Source organism: Corallococcus praedator (genome assembly GCF_003612125.1).
Lineage (GTDB): Bacteria > Myxococcota > Myxococcia > Myxococcales > Myxococcaceae > Corallococcus > Corallococcus praedator.
On sequence record NZ_RAWI01000207.1, the window covers coordinates 1 to 16,392 of the forward strand.

The 16,392-nt window shown below is 68.5% G+C and carries 10 protein-coding genes; 1 reads left to right on the forward strand and 9 read right to left on the reverse strand.

All coding sequences use genetic code 11. The annotated features are described in order from the left end of the window. The 8 genes from D7Y13_RS24330 to D7Y13_RS24365 all read right to left on the reverse strand — a co-directional run. A partial coding sequence (locus D7Y13_RS24330; RefSeq protein WP_279637109.1) for a glucodextranase DOMON-like domain-containing protein occupies positions 1 to 1,040 on the reverse strand: 1,040 nt, incomplete at its 3' end. Positions 1,041 to 1,192: 152 nt separating this feature from the next. Next, on the reverse strand, positions 1,193 to 3,388 hold the full coding sequence (locus tag D7Y13_RS24335) for a hypothetical protein (RefSeq protein ID WP_147444321.1): 2,196 nt from the start codon (positions 3,386 to 3,388) through the stop codon (positions 1,193 to 1,195). Between the two features lie 138 nt (positions 3,389 to 3,526). Next, positions 3,527 to 4,519 carry a glucodextranase DOMON-like domain-containing protein gene (locus tag D7Y13_RS24340; protein WP_199732797.1) on the reverse strand — a complete coding sequence of 331 codons (993 nt, stop codon included), beginning with the start codon at positions 4,517 to 4,519 and terminating at the stop codon, positions 3,527 to 3,529. A gap of 51 nt (positions 4,520 to 4,570) precedes the next feature. Further along, positions 4,571 to 5,458: a sugar ABC transporter permease gene (locus D7Y13_RS24345; RefSeq protein WP_120584025.1), complete on the reverse strand. Its 888-nt coding sequence runs from the start codon at positions 5,456 to 5,458 to the stop codon at positions 4,571 to 4,573. A 2-nt stretch (positions 5,459 to 5,460) separates the two neighbouring features. After that, positions 5,461 to 7,500, reverse strand: a complete 2,040-nt coding sequence (locus D7Y13_RS24350) for a carbohydrate ABC transporter permease (RefSeq protein ID WP_120584026.1) — start codon at positions 7,498 to 7,500, stop codon at positions 5,461 to 5,463. Between the two features lie 17 nt (positions 7,501 to 7,517). Then, positions 7,518 to 8,744, reverse strand: a complete 1,227-nt coding sequence (locus D7Y13_RS24355; protein ID WP_120584027.1) for an extracellular solute-binding protein — start codon at positions 8,742 to 8,744, stop codon at positions 7,518 to 7,520. A 19-nt stretch (positions 8,745 to 8,763) separates the two neighbouring features. Next, positions 8,764 to 9,858 carry an ABC transporter ATP-binding protein gene (locus tag D7Y13_RS24360; RefSeq protein ID WP_120584028.1) on the reverse strand — a complete coding sequence of 365 codons (1,095 nt, stop codon included), beginning with the start codon at positions 9,856 to 9,858 and terminating at the stop codon, positions 8,764 to 8,766. A gap of 79 nt (positions 9,859 to 9,937) precedes the next feature. Next, on the reverse strand, positions 9,938 to 11,506 hold the full coding sequence (locus tag D7Y13_RS24365; protein ID WP_199732798.1) for an alpha-amylase family glycosyl hydrolase: 1,569 nt from the start codon (positions 11,504 to 11,506) through the stop codon (positions 9,938 to 9,940). 491 nt (positions 11,507 to 11,997) lie between these two features. Here D7Y13_RS24365 and pulA point away from each other — a divergent pair, with 491 nt between their 5' ends. Next, on the forward strand, positions 11,998 to 15,339 hold the full coding sequence (gene pulA, locus D7Y13_RS24370; RefSeq protein ID WP_233595607.1) for a pullulanase-type alpha-1,6-glucosidase: 3,342 nt from the start codon (positions 11,998 to 12,000) through the stop codon (positions 15,337 to 15,339). Between the two features lie 76 nt (positions 15,340 to 15,415). Here pulA and map read toward each other — a convergent pair whose 3' ends face one another. Beyond that, positions 15,416 to 16,375, reverse strand: a complete 960-nt coding sequence (gene map, locus D7Y13_RS24375; protein WP_120584034.1) for a type I methionyl aminopeptidase — start codon at positions 16,373 to 16,375, stop codon at positions 15,416 to 15,418. Positions 16,376 to 16,392: the final 17 nt, after the last annotated feature.

Here is a 16,392-nt window from a genome sequence, read left to right on the forward strand (position 1 = left end):
TCCTCCCCCGTCGGAGCCACCTCAAGCACGCCCGCGTCCACGGTCCCCGCATCCGGTTCCGGAACCACCGCCGGAGCCGCCTTACGCCCTGAAGGCACCACCATCGTCCACGCCGGCTTCGCGGCCCCCAGCACCGCCTCCTGCGTTTCACCCGGAGGCACCAGCAGGTCCACCACCGGCGACTGTGAAGGGTCGCCCTTGCGGCCCCCGCCGAAGCGGTCGTTGACCGGCTCGCCCGGCGCGATGCCCATCGCCATCAGCCTCGGGCCCCCTTCGGTGACGCCGCCGAACATCCCGCCCAGCGCCACCCGCCGGTCGATGGACGCCCCCGTCACCGCGACGCCGTAACCCCAGCCCGGCTGCGCGCGCTTGCCCAGGAAGCGGTCCGGCACCTGGAACATCACCGTGCGGCCACTCACCTGGATGACGGTGGGAAAGAACACCTTCGCCTCCAGGTCCTGTTCGGCCGCCGCGTTCAGCTCCGTCTCCACCTTGCCGCCGATGGGGCCCTTCTTCTCCTGGTACTCGCGCAGCGCCGTCTCGCGCCAGTGCTTGCGCAGCATCTCGCGCGCTTCATACGGACGCGGCGTCAGCACCACCACCTTCTCCCAGGCGGAGTCCGGCGCCAGCGTGAGCGCACGCCCCGGCAGCGTGTCCGTGCGGCCGGAGCCCGGCACCCCGTCCGTGTCCAGGTAGAGGTCCACGTTGAACGTGTAGAAGCCGTGCCGCGCCCGGTCCGCCACCGTGGAGCCGCCAATGTCCACCGCCTGCGCGCGCGACGGCTTCGCGATGGGGTGCGCGAACGTCACCTCGAAGCGCGTCGCCTCGCCGTCCGCGAACGCCGCCACCGACACCACATCCAGGTCGCCCCGCCCCAGGTCGGTCCGGCGCGGATAGACGAGCTCCCCGTCACCGTGGTCGTCCCCCACCGGGTCCTCCATGCGGAAGAGCAGCGAGTCCTCGTGCGTGCGCGCCCCCGAACACGCGGCCAGGGTGGAGGCGAGCAGGAACGCGGACAGGCCGCGGCGGCGCAGGAGCACGGGACACCTCGAGCACGAAGGGGGAACGACCCTCGGAGGTGTATCGCGCGGTGCCCCAAACGCAAGGAGCCCGGAGTGCCTGTCCTGAAGGCGCCCCGGGCTCCATCGCCTCCCACGGAAAGCCCGTCAGGGCCTCCGGGGAGCGAGCGCGACTAGAACTGCGCCTTCATGAACGCCTTGACGCGCATGTGGTCGAAGTTGCGCTCTTCCAGGCTGTTCCAACCGCCGTTGCGGCCGGTGAAGCCACGCGAGCCCACCGCCACGTTGTGGCCCTTGGCGATGTCCTCATCCGCGTACTGCACCACGTAGCCGTCGCCAAAGTCGGGACGGAAGGTGCCGAACGCGTACTGGCCCTCCAGACCGAACTCCACGCCGGACAGGATGTAGCGCGCCTTCACGAGGACCTGGTTCTTGTTGTGCTTGCCGGACGCCATCTCGTGGTTGCTGTACGCCTGGAACGCCGTGTTGCCGTCCAGCAGGTCCGCGAAGAACTTGGAGTAGCTGGCGGACAGGTACAGGTCGTCCGTGAACTGGTAGCCAGCGCCCGCCGTGAACGTCGTGTAGTCCAGCACCCGGTCGTCGTCCGCGATGTTGTCGAACGGCTTGAACTGGTAGCCCGAGTCACCCTGGCTGTTGGTGATGACGTTCGGGTTGCCATACAGGCCGGAGGTGCTGTTGCCCGGGCTGTACTCGTTGACGAGCGAGTTGTCGCACGCCACCAGGCCGCCGGCGCACGCACCCTGCTGGAACGGCAGGAAGCGCGGGTCGTTCAGGCGCTTGTCGTTCTCATGGATGTACTTGAACTTGCCGAACACATCGATGCCCTTCAGCACGTCCACGACGTACTTGGCGCGCAGCGCGATGAGGTGCGTGCGCTTGTCCTGGAAGGGCTGGTAGGCCGTGCGGTAGTTGTGGCCCACGCCGGAGTCCAGCTCCGTGCCCGGGTACTGGCTGTCGCCCAGCGGCTTGTCCGCGCTGCCGTACGCCTGCCAGTTGGTGTTGTAGGTGATGAAGGAATACTCACCCCCGACCTCCAGCGCGCCGTTCGTGTAGACCGGGTTCGCCGTCGCGCCCTTCCAGCCGATCGCCGTCTCCGCGAAGGGCTCGTCGAAGTCCGTGAAGTCGTTGTCCACGTTGATGGTCGCCACCTGCTGCGACTCGCTGGACCAGCCGCCGTAGCCGATGCGCGTGGGGTTGCCGCTGTAGCTGCCGTAGGAGGCGTTGGACGGGCCGGGGAACGCGAAGCTGCCGTCGTGGCCTTCCGTCAGCAGCACGTCCGCCTCACGGCGGCTGGCCATCACCGCCACGTAGTCCGAACCGATGCTGAAGAGCTGGAAGTTCAGCGACAGGCCCACGTCCAGCGGGTCGTTGAGCGACGCGTTCAGCATGTACGTCTGGTCCGTGTGGTGACCGGCCAGCACCGCGCTGTAGCCACCGACGCCAAAGCTCTTCGGCGACAGGATGGGGTCCGCGTTCGAGTACGACGTGTACGCGGCCGCGCGCACGTCCAGCCACGAACCCATGTGCAGGCCGGCCTTCAGGCCACCCACGCCGTTGCGGTAGCGCGGCGTCAGGTCACGCCCGTCGTCCAGGTTCGTGTCGTCCGCGCGGATCTCCTGGTCGTTCGCGTACTGGAAGATGCCGCCGATGTCGAACAGCTCCGTCGGGGTGTACTTCGCCTGGAAGCCGTACGCCGCGTCACGCGCGTGGAAGGCGCCCGTGCTGAAGTTCGGGCCGGCCCAGAGGCGGGGCAGCGAGATGCGCGCCGCGTCCCAGGTGATCTTCCGGTCCAGGTTGGAGCCCTGCACCATGATGGCCGCCGCGTTGTCGCGGTCGATGTAGCGCACCCGGCCGATGACGAACGGGTCGAACTGGCCCAGGTCCGTCGCGCCGATGAGCGCCGAGTCGATGAGGTAGCCCGGACGCAGCGTCACCGACATGCCGCGCAGCTTGATGTACTGGTTGGAGCGCGGATCGAACTCGCCGCAGTCACCCGCGATGCAGGGCCCCGCCGCGTTGCCGCCGAAGCCGCCGAAGTTCGTCCAGAAGTTCTGGTTGAAGCGGCTGTGGATGCGGCCGTTGACCTCCACCTGCGGGGAGATCTTCGCGTTGAGGAGCAGTTCCAGCTCCGTGCCGATACCGTTGTCGCCGTAGCCCTCACCGGGCACCGTGGAGAAGTTGTAGAGCGCGCCCTGGTCCCGCTGGTTGCCCCAGAGGTACTTGGTATAGGTCGTGCCACCAATGGTGAGCTTGGGGCCGCTGTCCTGCGCCATGACCGCCCCGGGAACCAGGCCGGCCGCCACGGAGAGCACACACGCTCCCCGCACCACATTCGTACGAATCTTCATGATGTTCGGAAAACCCTTCTCGAAAACGTGAGTCTGAGGGGGGTCATCCCCTCTCCCGGGGCGCCGCGGGTTCGCCGCGGCAGCCCTCCCCGTGTTGCATCAAACCTTGAAACAGACTGTTTTTGAACAGTCCGCCAGTTACTTCGTCGGCGTAGCGGTCGTCGGCGCCGGAGTCGGGGCCACGGTCGTTCCAGCCGGAGCGGCCGGCGCGGGCGCGGGCGCCGGGACCGGCGTCGCGGCGGCCGGGGCCTCCGCGGGGACCGGGGCCGGAGCCGCGGGCGTCGGGGCGGCCGGGCCGGCCTGGACGGCGGGCCGCTTCGGGCCGGACACCATCTTCAGCGTGGCCTTCTTGGTGGACGAACCATCCGAGCCGCACTCGTAGGCGAGCATGTCGTACTGCGCCTTCGCCTCGGAGCCGTCGCCCTTGCCTTCACCGGCCAGCGTGTCGATGACGTGCGGGTCGCAGTCGAAGTCGGTGCCGCCGCCGAAGCGGTGCTGGCCCTCGTACTCGTTCACGCGGCGCGTGAGCAGGTCGTTGCCGGCCGGGAAGCCCTCATTGGACTGCATGACGACCTGGAAGCCCCACGTCGTCGGGTCGCTGTCGCCCAGGTCCGAGTTCATCACCGTGGCGGTGATCTTGTTGCCGGAGGCGCGCACCTGCGCGGGCACCACCACGGCGCCCTTCATCCCGCCCGCCTTCTGGCTGGCCTCCGCGCGCACGCGCGAGGAGCCCTGCGGCGAGATGACGACGACCTTCTCCCAGGCGTCCGCCGGGGCGAAGGCCACGTTGAGGCCCGGGGGGCTGTCCGTGAAGCCGCTGTTCGTCTTGTGGTCGGTGTCGATGAAGACGAACACCTCCTGCACGGAGAAGCCGTCCTTCATGTTCCAGGGGTTGGCCACCTTCGCCTTCAGCTCGATGGCGAACTCCGTCTTGTTGCTGCCCTTGTCCACGGTGACCTTGGTCAGGTCGAACGAGCCCGGCACGTACACGGGGTCCGTCGGATAGGTGTACTTGCCCGGACCCTTGTCGTCGCCGGTCGGGTCCTTGAAGGACACCTTGTCGGCCAGCGCCGGGGATGCCACCAGCGAGGCGGCGAGCGTGAGGAATGCAATGCGGGGGTTGATGATCATGGGGGTGTTGGCTCCTTGCAACGACAGACGGGAAACTGCGGATGACCGCGACTAACCCTTCACGCCACCGGCGGTGAGCCCGGAGACGAGATACTTCTGGAGGAAGAGGAACAGGAACACGACGGGCACCGACACGATGATGGAGCCGGCCGCGAAGTAGCCCCACTGCTGGCTGAAGCCGCCCACGAAGAAGCGCAGGCCCACGGGCGCCGTGTACATCGTCTCCTGGTCCATGAACGTCGCGGCGAGGATGAACTCGTTCCACGCGGTCATGAAGCTGAAGAGCGCCGTCACCGCCACCGCGGGCTTGGCCAGAGGCAGGATGACGCTCCAGAAGATGCGCCCCACGGACGCCCCTTCAATCAGCGCCGCCTCCTCCAGGTCCCTGGGGATGGTGTCGAAGTAGCCCTTGAGCATCCACACGCTGAAGGGGATGGACGTCGTGGCGTACACGATGATGAGGCCCAGCCGGCTGCTGCCCAGGCCCAGCCACTGCACCAGGATGATGTAGAGCGGAATCAGCATCAGCGTGCCCGGGAACATCTGGGACACGAGGAACGCCATCATGCCCGTGCGCTGCCCGGGGAACTTGAAGCGGCTGAAGGCATACGCCGCCGTGCACGCCAGGAACACGCCCACCACCGTGGTGCCAATGGAGATGATGGCGCTGTTGAGCATCCACTTCGCGAACGGCTGATCCGTCATCACCGACGCGAAGTTGGAGACGGAGAACTGCTCCGGCCACGGCGTCACCGCGCGCAGCCGGTCCCAGAAGGTGGGGTTCTCCGGCAGCGTGGCGATGGCAAGGCTCTGCTTGCCGGAGAAGGCCAGGCTCACCACCCAGAGGATGGGGTAGATGGTGAAGAGGGTGAAGGCCACCAGCACCACGTGCAGCGGAACGTGGGAGATGCCTTCGCGACGTTCAGAGAAGAGCGCCATGTTTACGCGGCCTCCGTGGCGCGGCTCATGCGGTTCTGCACCATGCTGTAGATGAGCAGGATGCCGAAGATGACGGTGGAGTACGCCGCCGCGTAGCCGTGGCGGTAGCGCTCGAAGGCGAACTTGTACGCCTGGGTGACGAGGATTTCGGTGGAGCCGCCCGGGTCCCCGCCCGTCACCAGGAAGATGATGTTGAACATGTTGAAGGTCCACACCACCGACAGGATGATGGCCGGCACCAGCGCGGGCTTCAGCGCCGGCAGCGTGATGGCCGTGAACTGCTGCCAGCGATTGGCCCCGTCCACGCGCGCCGCCTCATACAGCTCCCCGGGGATGGACTGAAGCGCGCCCAGCGACACCACCATCATGAACGGGAAGGACAGCCAGCCGTTGGTGGCCAGCGCCGTGAAGAACGCCGTGAGGGGCGAGTCGAACCACGCCAGGCCTTCACCACCGAACATCCGGATGACGTGGTTCACCACGCCGAACTGCTGGTGGAACATGCCCTTCCAGATGAGCGCGGTGATGTAGTTGGGCATGGCCCACGGCAGGATGAGCAGCACCCGGTAGATGGGCCGCAGGCGCAGGTTGGGCACGTTGAGCGCCAGCGCGAGCAGCAGGCCCACCGTCACGCCGATGGTCACGTTCGTCACCGTCCAGAGGATGGTGAACAGCAGCGTGTAATAGAAGTTCAGGTAGTTGAAGACGAGCGAGCCGTCCGCCGCCGTCTTCGCGAAGCTGAAGTCGCCCAGGATGTCCGTGTAGTTCTTCAGGCCAATCCACAGCTCCGACAACGGCTGACTGCTGTTGTAGAGGTTGGCATCGGTGAACGACAGCGTGATGCCGTAGGCGAAGGGGAAGAAGACAAGCAGCACCATCCCCACCATCGCCGGCGCCACGTAGGCGTACGCCTGCCGGAACTCCACCGCCGTCGCCACCGTGCGGTGCAGCGCGCCCATGCCGATGAAGAGCAGCACCGCCAGCCCCAGCACGCCCAGCGCGCCCAGCGCCTTGCCCGCGTCGCCGCGCACCCGAGCGCCACGCTCCGCCAGCTTGCCCGCGTCCGGAACGCCCGCGTCCGTCAGCTGTCCCAGCGGGCGGCGCATCGCGTCCGCGTCCCACGCGCCGGGCTTCAGCGCGGGCTCCGCGTCGAGGCCGTGCGCGGCCATCAGCTTCTGGGCCGTCTCGCCGCGCGTGCGCAGCTCCGCGCTCACGGCTTCTTCCGTCTCCCGCAGCTCCGCGTCCAGCGTGCGCAGCGAATAGACGGTGTAGCCACCCAGGCCGGCCGCGAACAGCACCGCCGCCACCGCCACGCGCGCGCCCTGGCGCGACAGCGCGAACACCGCGCCCGCGCACGCCGCGAGCGGCAGCAGGAAGGCCAAGAGCGCCGGGCCCCAGGAGATGGGGTCCGCTTCGGTGAGCACCGGCGTGAACCACTCCACCGACCCCACCACCTGCCCGTCCACCTGCACCGGCGCGGAGAGCAGCCGGCCACCGGAGGGCAGCGTCTCCGACTCCACCTCCGACTTGCGCGCGCCGCCTTCCTCGCTGTTCGTCTCCACCGCGGCGCGCAGGCGCTGGCCACGGTCGTACAGCGGCTTCTCTTCACGCGACAGCCGGCGCGGGGCCGCCTTGTCGCCGGTGTCCTCCGGGAAGGTGGACGCCTCCAGCTTGATGCCACTGAAGGCGATGACGCGCGCGGCACCGCCCTGCGGCCGGGGCCAGCCGGCGACGACGGCACCCACCGCGTCACCCGTGCCCCCCGCGCGCTGCACCAGGTCCGTCAGGCCCAGCAGGGCCACCACGGACTTGCGCTGCGCGCGCTCCGCACCGCGATCCGCCTGGGCACGGACGAGCAGTCCGTGCGCCAGGAGCAGGGAGAGACCCAGCGCGAGCGCGAGCCCCACCAGGACACGCCCCCAGTTGCCTCCACCGGAACGACCCGAAGGCCCCGGGTCGGACGGGGCGGTCGCGTCGTGGTTCGGAGAAGCGCGGACCGTACCGGCCGCGGAAGGGGACTGCTGGGGGGCGTTCTGGCTCACTTCAGGTCCTCACTCACTTACTTCTTGGTGCGCAGGCCGGCGACGTCCTTCGCCACGCTCTTCTGGGCCACGTCCAGCGCTGCCTTCGGCGTGGCCGTGTTCTTGAGCACGGAGTTCATCGCGCTGGTCGCGGGGGTCCAGACCATCGACATCTCCGGCACGTTGGGCATGGGGATGGCCACGTCCACCTGGTCCTTCATCGCCTTGAGCAGCGGATCCGCCGTCACCTTCGGGTCGGCGTACACCGCGTTGTTCGCCGGGCTCTGACGGCCTTCCAGGGCCAGCGTCTTGCCCGCGCCCACGTCGGTGAGGAACTTGGCGAAGTCGTACGCCGCTTCCTTGTTCTTCGACGGGGCGGCCACGTACACGCCCTCCACCGTCATCCAGGGCTTCATCGGCGTGCCCTTGTTCTCATCCAGGGTGGGCAGCCGCGCGAAGCCGTAGTCCACGCCCTTCGCCACCTCGCCCACGAACCAGGGACCGGAGAACACCATCGCGGCCTTGCCCTCGTTGAAGAGCGAGGTGATGAGCGCGCTGGAGGGCTCCGCCGGCAGGATGCCGTCCTTCTTCCACTTGAGCACCTGCTCCACCGACTTCACGTTGGCGGGCGAGTTCATCGTGGGGGTCGTCTTCGCGTCGAACACACCGCCGCCGAAGCCGTTCATCACCGCCGCGTGGTAGTAGAAGTCACCGTACGCGTACGCCAGCCCGAAGCGGCCCGCCTTCGCGTCGGAGAGCTTCTTCGCCATCGTCACCAGCTCACCGGACGTCTTGGGCGGCGTGGGGACCAGCTTCTTGTTGTAGATGAGCGTGATGACCTTGTAGTTCAGCGGCAGGCCGTAGGTCGTCCCGCGGTAGACCATCGCGTCCATCGTCGTCGGGATGAAGCGCTTCTTCGTCGCGTCATCCAGGAAGAAGTCGATGGGCTCCACCGTGTTGCCCGCTTCAATCCAGCCGCCCAGGCGGTCCTGCGCGAAGATGAAGAGGTCCGGGCCCTTGCCGCGCGGCACCGTCGCGGAGATTTTATCCGCGTAGGCGTCGTAGGGCACCGCCAGCGTGGTGACCTTGACGCCCTTGGCCTCGTTGGCCTTGTTGTACTCGGCGACCACCTTCTCCAGGGCGGCCTTCTCCTCCGCGCGGTAGGCGTGCCAGAGCACCAGCTCCGTGGCGGCGAAGGACGGGACGGGCAACAGGCCGACTGCGCACAGACAGAGGGCCGCGAGCAGCGTTCGCAGGTTCGTCATGGGAAAATCCTCCGGGATATCAAACGGACAGACGCAGTTCGGATTCAGCGTCGAAGAGGTGCAGGGACTCCAGCTCCACGGCCACGGGCACGGTGGCGCCCGGCTCGGGGGTGGACTGGGGCGGCAGGCGGAAGACCAGCGGGTTGTCACCCAGCCGGGCGTGCACGATGAGCTCGTTGCCCAGCGGCTCCACCAGCTCCACGCGCGCCTCCACCGGCGCCGTCTCACCGCGAGCGGCCGCGCCCGCGGGCAGGATGTTGTCCGGACGCAGGCCCACCTTCACCTTGCGCCCGCCCTTGCCCGCCGTCGCCGCGCGCAGACCCTGCGCCACGGGAAGCCGGAAGCCGTCGCCCACCAGCGCCGTGGCTTCCGCGTCCAGCGTGGCGGAGAGCATGTTGATGGGCGGCGTGCCGATGAACTGCGCCACGAAGACGTTGACCGGCTTCTCGTAGACCTCCAGCGGGGTGCCCAGCTGCTGGAGCTTGCCGTCCTTCATCACCGCGATGCGGTGGCCCATGGTCATCGCTTCGATCTGATCGTGCGTGACGTAGACGGAGGTCACCTGGAGCCGGTGCTGGAGCTTCTTGATCTCCGAGCGCATCTGCACGCGCAGCTTCGCGTCCAGGTTGGACAGGGGCTCGTCGAAGAGGAACACCGCCGGCTTGCGCACGATGGCGCGCCCCAGGGCCACGCGCTGGCGCTGGCCGCCGGACAGCGCCTTGGGCTTGCGGTCCAAGAGGTGCGTGATGCCGAGGATTTCCGCCGCCTCGTCCACCAGCTTGTCCATCTCCGGCTTGGGCGTCTTGCGGATCTTGAGGCCGAACTCCAGGTTCTGCCGCACCGTCATGTGCGGATAGAGCGCGTAGTTCTGGAACACCATGGAGACGTCCCGGTCCTTCGGCGGCAGCGCGTTCACCGCGCGCGGACCGATGGAGATGGTGCCCCCCGAAATCTCCTCCAGGCCGGCGATCATCCGGAGCGCCGTGGACTTGCCGCAACCCGACGGCCCCACGAGGACCATGAACTCATGGTCGCGGATATCGAGGTTGAGCCCCTCGATGACCGACACGTCTCCGTACCGCTTCGCCACGTCCTTGAACGACACGCCGGCCATCAGGCCCTCCAACAAGAGCCCCGCTCGCGCCGACGACAACAGCACGTCCGGGTCAGGTTCTGCGCGTGCCTCGGGTGCCTCACGGCACGCGCCCGAGGATGCGCGCGGACAGCGGCTCCAACGCCAGCTCCAGCGTGGCGCCCGCCTTCGTCCGCCCTCCGTTCAGCAGGTCCTCCACCTCCGCGACGCCCGTCCAGCCCTCCGGCCACTTCACCGAAGCCGTACCCCGCGTCTTGCCGCGGTTGACCGCCACCACCACCGTGTCACCCGACGCCGCGTCCTTCCGCTGAAAGACATACACATCGCCCTCCGTGGAAAGCGGCTCGTGCGCGCCCCGCGACAGGGCCGGGTGCGCTCGGCGGATGGAAATCAGGCGCTTGTAATACTCGCGCAAAGCCTCGTCGCGTTTCTTTCCCGCGCCCGGCTTCACCGCCTGCTTGCCCCACGGCATGTCACTGCGGTTCTGCGGCCAGTCACCGCCTGCGCGGCCCACTTCCTCGCCGTAGTAGATGACGGGGATGCCGGTGGTGGTGAGCTGCAGCGCGGCGGCCAGCCGGAAGAGCGACACGTCGCCCTTCAACTGGTGCAGCGCCCCGTCCACGTCGTGCGACGACAGGAAGTGCGCCAGGTGGTGTCCGGGCGTCACCTTCCCGCGCGACTGGAGGTAGCGGTCGAACGCCACCGTGCGGCCACGGCCCTGCAGGAAGCCCAGCGTGTTGCCCTGGAACGCGAAGTCGAACCCGGCGTCCATCTCATCCGGGGTGAAGTACGGCGCCAGCGACTCCACGTCGCCGCCCCACAGCTCGCCCAGCAGGAAGAAGTCGGGGCTGACTTCCGCGCGCGTGCGGCGGCGGTGTTCCTTCCAGAAGTCGTGGGACACGTGCTTCACGGTGTCCAGCCGGAAGCCGTCCACGCCGGAGCGCTTCGCCCAGTCCATCTGCGCGTCCAGCAGGTACTTCGCCACCTCCGGCACTTCGGTCTTGAAGTCCGGCAGGCCCGCCACGCACGACGTCAGGTCGTCCTGGCCGCAGGTGTTCTTGTCCTCGGAGCGAAGCCAGTCCGGCTTCTCCTTGAGGTAGCGCGAGTTGTAGCCCGGGTGGTTGTAGACGACGTCCAGCAGCACGCGGATGCCGCGCGCGTGCGCCGCGTCCACCAGCGCCTTGAAGTCCGCCTCCGTACCGAAGCGCTCATCCAACGCGTGGAAGTCGTCCGCCCAGTAGCCGTGGTAGCCCCAGTCCGGGAAGCCAGAGCCGGTGACGAAGCCGGGGATCTGCTTGAGCAACGGCGTCACCCACAGCGCCGTCACGCCCAGCGACGACAGCTCCTCCAGCTTCCCGGTGAGGCCCTTCAGGTCCCCGCCGTGGAAGGTGCCGGCCGCCTTGGTGTCGCCCTTCTCGTTGTTCGTGGGGTCGCCATCCGCGAAGCGATCCACCACCACGAAGTACAGCACCTCGTCCGCCCAGGGCCGCGCGGGCTCCTTCGGTGCGGCCGGAGCCGGGGGCGCGACCTCCGTCACGGGTGCGGCCGCCGCGGGCGCCGGGGCCGTCACGGCGGGCTGCGTCGGCGCGGCGTCCGTGGCGGGTCGGGTCGGTGTCTCCGGGGCCGTGGCGCACCCCGCCAGACACAGGGCCACCAGCCCCTGGAACATCGGGTTCCACCGACCGTGGTGGGAGACAGCGTTCGATTGTGGGCGGGGGAGGCGCGGGAACATCTAGGCGCGGCACTGTAGCCAACAGTTTCTCAACCGGTGAAGGCCCCTTGGAACAATCGCCTGATGCCGCAATGCGGCATGTTCCAGGTGTTTTCCGCTGCACACCCGTGTGACGCGAGGCGTGGGCCACTCCGACGGAGCGCGTGATTCCTGCCGCACTGCGTCTCGTTTTGGGGTCCTTCGCACCCGACGTTCCAGGGCGGATTCGCGACCCTGAACGTGGATCATCCTGACGTCCAGGCAAGTCGCGAAACCAGCCTACCGGCCGCGTGTGACAGGTCCGGCTGCTACCGTGCGCTGGAAATTTTCACCCCCTGGAGGCCCCCCTGAGAGTTCCATTCGCATTCCCCCGCGCGGCGCGCGCGCTCGCGTTGAGCGGGCTTGTCACCGCGCTCACCCCCTTGTCGGCCCTGGCGGCGCCGACGTCCGTGACCGTCGTTGGCGACCTGCAGAGCGAAGCGGGCTGCGCCGCGGACCAAGACCCCACCTGCGCGCAGACGGCGCTGGCGTACGACGCCACGGACGACGTCTGGCAGGGGTCGTTCACCGTGCCCGTGGGCACGTGGCGCTTCAAGGTCGCGCTGGACGGCTCGCTTTCGCAGACGCACGGCGGCCCCGGCGGCGCGGACATCGTGCTGAACCAGACGACGGCCGGCGCGGTGAAGTTCTACTTCGACGCGAAGACGAACTACGTGGCGAGCAACCGCACCAGCACCATCGCGACGGTGGCGGGCACGCTCCAGGTCAAGCTGGGCTGTCCCGAGGATTGGAAGCCGGAATGCCTGCGCACGATGATGCAGGACCCGGACGGTGACGGCATCTACACCTTCACCACCAAGGCGCTGACCGCGGGCATCTACGAATGCAAGGTCGCGCTCGACGAGCAGTGGACCACGGCCTATCCGGGCAGCAACGCCACGTTCCAGGTCGAGGAGGACAACCAGGAGATGATCATCACGTTCGACTCCGGCGAGTCCAAGAAGGTGACCATCCGGGCCGCGGGCGCTCCGGCGGGCGACCTGCTGCTGGCGCGGGCGCACTGGGTGGCGAGCGACACGGTGGTGTGGAGCCCGGAGGTCGCGGTGCCCGCGGGCACGGTGTTCAAGCTGCACACGGACCCCACGGGCGCGATGACGCTCACGGGCGCGGGCGTGCAGGGCGGAACCTCCGTGACGCTGACGGTGGACGCGGCGGGGCTGACGCCCGCGCAGCGCGCGCGCTTCCCGAACCTCGTGGGCCGGCCCGTGCTGAAGCTGGCCGCGGCGGACGTGGCGAACGCGGCCACGTGGCTCAAGGGCCAGGTGGCGCTGTCCGCCACCAACACGGAAGGCAAGCCGCTGGACGCCACCAGCGTCCAGTTCGCGGGCGTGCTGGACGAACTGGACACGTATGACGGCGCGCTGGGCGTGGCGTTCGCGGACGGGGTTCCCACCCTGCGCGTCTGGGCCCCCACCGCGAAGCAGGTGAACCTGCTGCTGTACGCGGACTCCAGCGCCACGGCGGACTTCACCCGCGTGCCCATGGTGGCCGGGGCCAAGGGCGTGTGGAGCGCGACGGGCGACGCGACGTGGAAGAACCGCTTCTACCTGTACGAGGCGGAGGTCTACGTGCGCAAGGAGGGCAAGGTCGTCACGAACCTCGTCACCGACCCGTACTCGGTGGCCCTGTCCACCAACAGCACGCGCAGCCAGTTGGTGGACCTGTCGGACGCCACGCTCGCGCCGCAGGGCTGGAGCACGCTCGCGAAGCCCGCGCTGGACGCGCCCGAGGACATCGTCCTCTACGAGCTGCACGCGCGCGACTTCAGCATCAACGACCTGACCGTGCCGGAGAACGAGCGCGGCACGTTCAAGGCGTTCACGCGTGACTCGGACGGCATGAAGCACCTGACGCGGCTGGCGAAGGCGGGCCTCACGCACGTGCACCTCTTGCCGGTGTTCGACATCGCGACCATCAACGAGAACCGCGCCGAGCAGCAGCACCCCGCGGGCGACCTGGTGTCGCTGCGCCCGGACTCCGAGGAGCAGCAGGCCGCCGTGCGGGCCGTGGCGGACCTGGACGGCTTCAACTGGGGCTATGACCCGTACCACTACACCGTGCCGGAGGGCAGCTACTCCACGAACGCGGACGGCCCCGTGCGCACGGTGGAGTTCCGGGAGATGGTGCAGGCGCTCAACCAGAAGGGCCTGCGCGTGGTGATGGACGTGGTCTACAACCACACCAACTCCTCCGGGCAGAACGCCCAGAGCGTGCTCGACCGCATCGTCCCCGGCTACTACCACCGCCTGAGCGACGACGGGAACGTGGAGACCAGCACCTGCTGCCAGAACACCGCGTCCGAGAACGCGATGATGGAGAAGCTGCTCATCGACTCCGTGGTGACGTGGGCCAAGGCGTACAAGGTCGACGGCTTCCGCTTCGACCTGATGGGCCACCACCTGAAGTCCAACATGGTGAAGCTGCGCGCGACGCTGGACGCGCTCACCGTGGAGAAGGACGGCGTGGACGGCAAGGCCATCTACGTCTACGGCGAGGGCTGGGACTTCGGTGAGGTGGCGGGCAACGCGCGCGGCATCAACGCCACGCAGGCGAACATGGCGGGCACGGGCATCGGGACGTTCAACGACCGCCTGCGCGACGCGGCCCGGGGCGGTGGACCCTTCAGCGGCCTGCAGGAGCAGGGCTTCATCAGCGGCCTGCTCTCCGCGCCCAACAGCACGAACCAGGGCACGGAGGCGGCGCAGAAGGACAAGCTGCTCACCTACGGCGATTGGATCCGCGTGGGCCTGACGGGCAACCTGAAGGACTACGTGCTCAAGGACCGCACGGGCGCGGAGGTGACGGGCGCGCAGGTCGTCTACAACGGGGCGCCCGCCGGCTACACCCTGGACCCGCAGGAGGTCATCACCTACGTCTCCGCGCACGACAACGAGACGCTGTTCGACGCCGTGCAGCTGAAGGCACCGCGCGAGCTGCCCATGGCCGAGCGCGTGCGGATGCACAACCTGGGCATCTCCATCGTCGCGCTGGGCCAGGGCATCCCCTTCTTCCACGCGGGTGACGAGCTGCTGCGCTCCAAGTCGCTGGACCGCAACAGCTACAACTCCGGGGACTGGTTCAACAAGGTGGACTGGACATACCAGTCGAACAACTGGGGCGTGGGCCTGCCGCCGGCCCCGGAGAACACCGGCAACTGGCCGCTCTTCGGGCCGATGCTCGCGGACCCGGCGCTGAAGCCGGCTTCGGCGGACATCGTGCGGGCGCGCGACCACTTCGAGGAGATGGTGGCCATCCGCAAGAGCTCGCGGCTGTTCCGCCTGCGCACGGGTGACGAGGTGAAGCAGCTGGTGCACTTCGAGAACACCGGCCCGGACCAGATTCCGGGCCTCATCGTGATGGCCATGCAGGACCACGGCACGAACGCGGAGGGCCAGCGCGCCATCGTGCTGTTCAACGGCACGGACGACGCGCAGACGTTCAAGGCGGACGCGTACAAGGCGCTGAAGCTCAAGCTGCACCCGCTGCAGCAGGCGTCCACGGACCCCGTGGTGCGCACGTCCGCGTACGACGCGGCCACGGGCGGCTTCACGGTGCCGGCGCGCACCACCGCGGTGTTCGTCACCGACGACGCGACGGACCCCACGGACCCCACGGATCCGGACGAGTCCGACGGCTGCGGCTGCCAGAGCACCGTCCCCGGTCCGCTGGGTGCCACGGGCCTGCTGCTCGCGGTGGGCCTGATGCTGATGCTGCGCCGCCGTCGGGCGTAGCTTCCCGTCGCTGGAAATGAAGCGGGCCCCGGATGCGAATGCGCGTCCGGGGCCCGTGGTGTTTCAAGAGGTAACACTACGGCAGCGTGAGGATCTCCGCGCCCGTGTCGGTGACGAGCAGCGTGTGTTCGAACTGCGCGCTGCGCAGGCCGTCCGCGGTGACGACGGTCCACTCGTCGTTCCAGGTGCGGTGGTCCCAGTGGCCCTGGTTGATCATCGGCTCGACGGTGAAGATCATCCCGGGCTGCATGATCGTGTCGGCTTCCGGCTCGTAGTAGTGGGGCACCTGGAGCGCGGTGTGGAAGGTCTCGCCGATGCCGTGGCCGCAGTAGGCGCGCACGACGCTGGTGCCGTTCTTCACGGCGTGGGCCTCCACCGCGCGGCCGATGTCGCTGATGGGCCGTCCGGGCTTCACCGCGGCGATGCCGATGTCCAGGCACTCCCTGGCCACCTGCACCAGCTTCTGGTGCTGGGGCTCCACGTTGCCCACGAGGTAGGTGGCGGAGCAGTCGCCGTGGACGCCATCCAGGTAGATGGTGATGTCCAGGTTGACGATGTCGCCGTCCTCCAGCGCGCGGCTGTCGGGGATGCCGTGGCAGATGACCTCGTTGACGGAGGTGCAGAGCGACTTGGGGAAGCGGTGGTAGTTGAGGGTGCTGGGGTAGCCGCCGCGCTTGAGGTAGGCCTCATGGGCGATGGCGTCCAGCTCATCCGTGGTGATGCCCACGCGCACGTGCTGGGCGGTCTCCACCAGCACCTGCGCGGCGGCCTGACAGGCGCGGCGCATGCGGGCGATGACGTCCGGGGACTTCACGTCGGATTCGTTGCGCGAGCGCGACGGGCGGCCGGAGTCCGCGTACTCGGGCCGGGCGATGGTGATGGGCACGACGCGCTTGGGGCTGACGATGCCGGGGCGCACGCCCTTGCGGCCAGTGTCGGGGCCCTTCTTGCGGGCCTCCACGGTGTCGGCGCCACGGTGGCACTTCTTGTACTTGGAGCCGCTGCCGCACCAGCAGGCGTCATTGGGCCCGGGCAGGACGGCGGGGGCGGTTC

Coding starts and splice junctions, on each gene's coding strand:
- D7Y13_RS24335 (WP_147444321.1), bottom strand. CDS start 3,388: ATGAAGATTCGTACGAATGTGGTGCGGGGAGCGTGTGTGCTCTCCGTG.
- D7Y13_RS24340 (WP_199732797.1), bottom strand. CDS start 4,519: ATGATCATCAACCCCCGCATTGCATTCCTCACGCTCGCCGCCTCGCTG.
- D7Y13_RS24345 (WP_120584025.1), bottom strand. CDS start 5,458: ATGGCGCTCTTCTCTGAACGTCGCGAAGGCATCTCCCACGTTCCGCTG.
- D7Y13_RS24355 (WP_120584027.1), bottom strand. CDS start 8,744: ATGACGAACCTGCGAACGCTGCTCGCGGCCCTCTGTCTGTGCGCAGTC.
- D7Y13_RS24360 (WP_120584028.1), bottom strand. CDS start 9,858: ATGGCCGGCGTGTCGTTCAAGGACGTGGCGAAGCGGTACGGAGACGTG.
- D7Y13_RS24365 (WP_199732798.1), bottom strand. CDS start 11,506: ATGTTCCAGGGGCTGGTGGCCCTGTGTCTGGCGGGGTGCGCCACGGCC.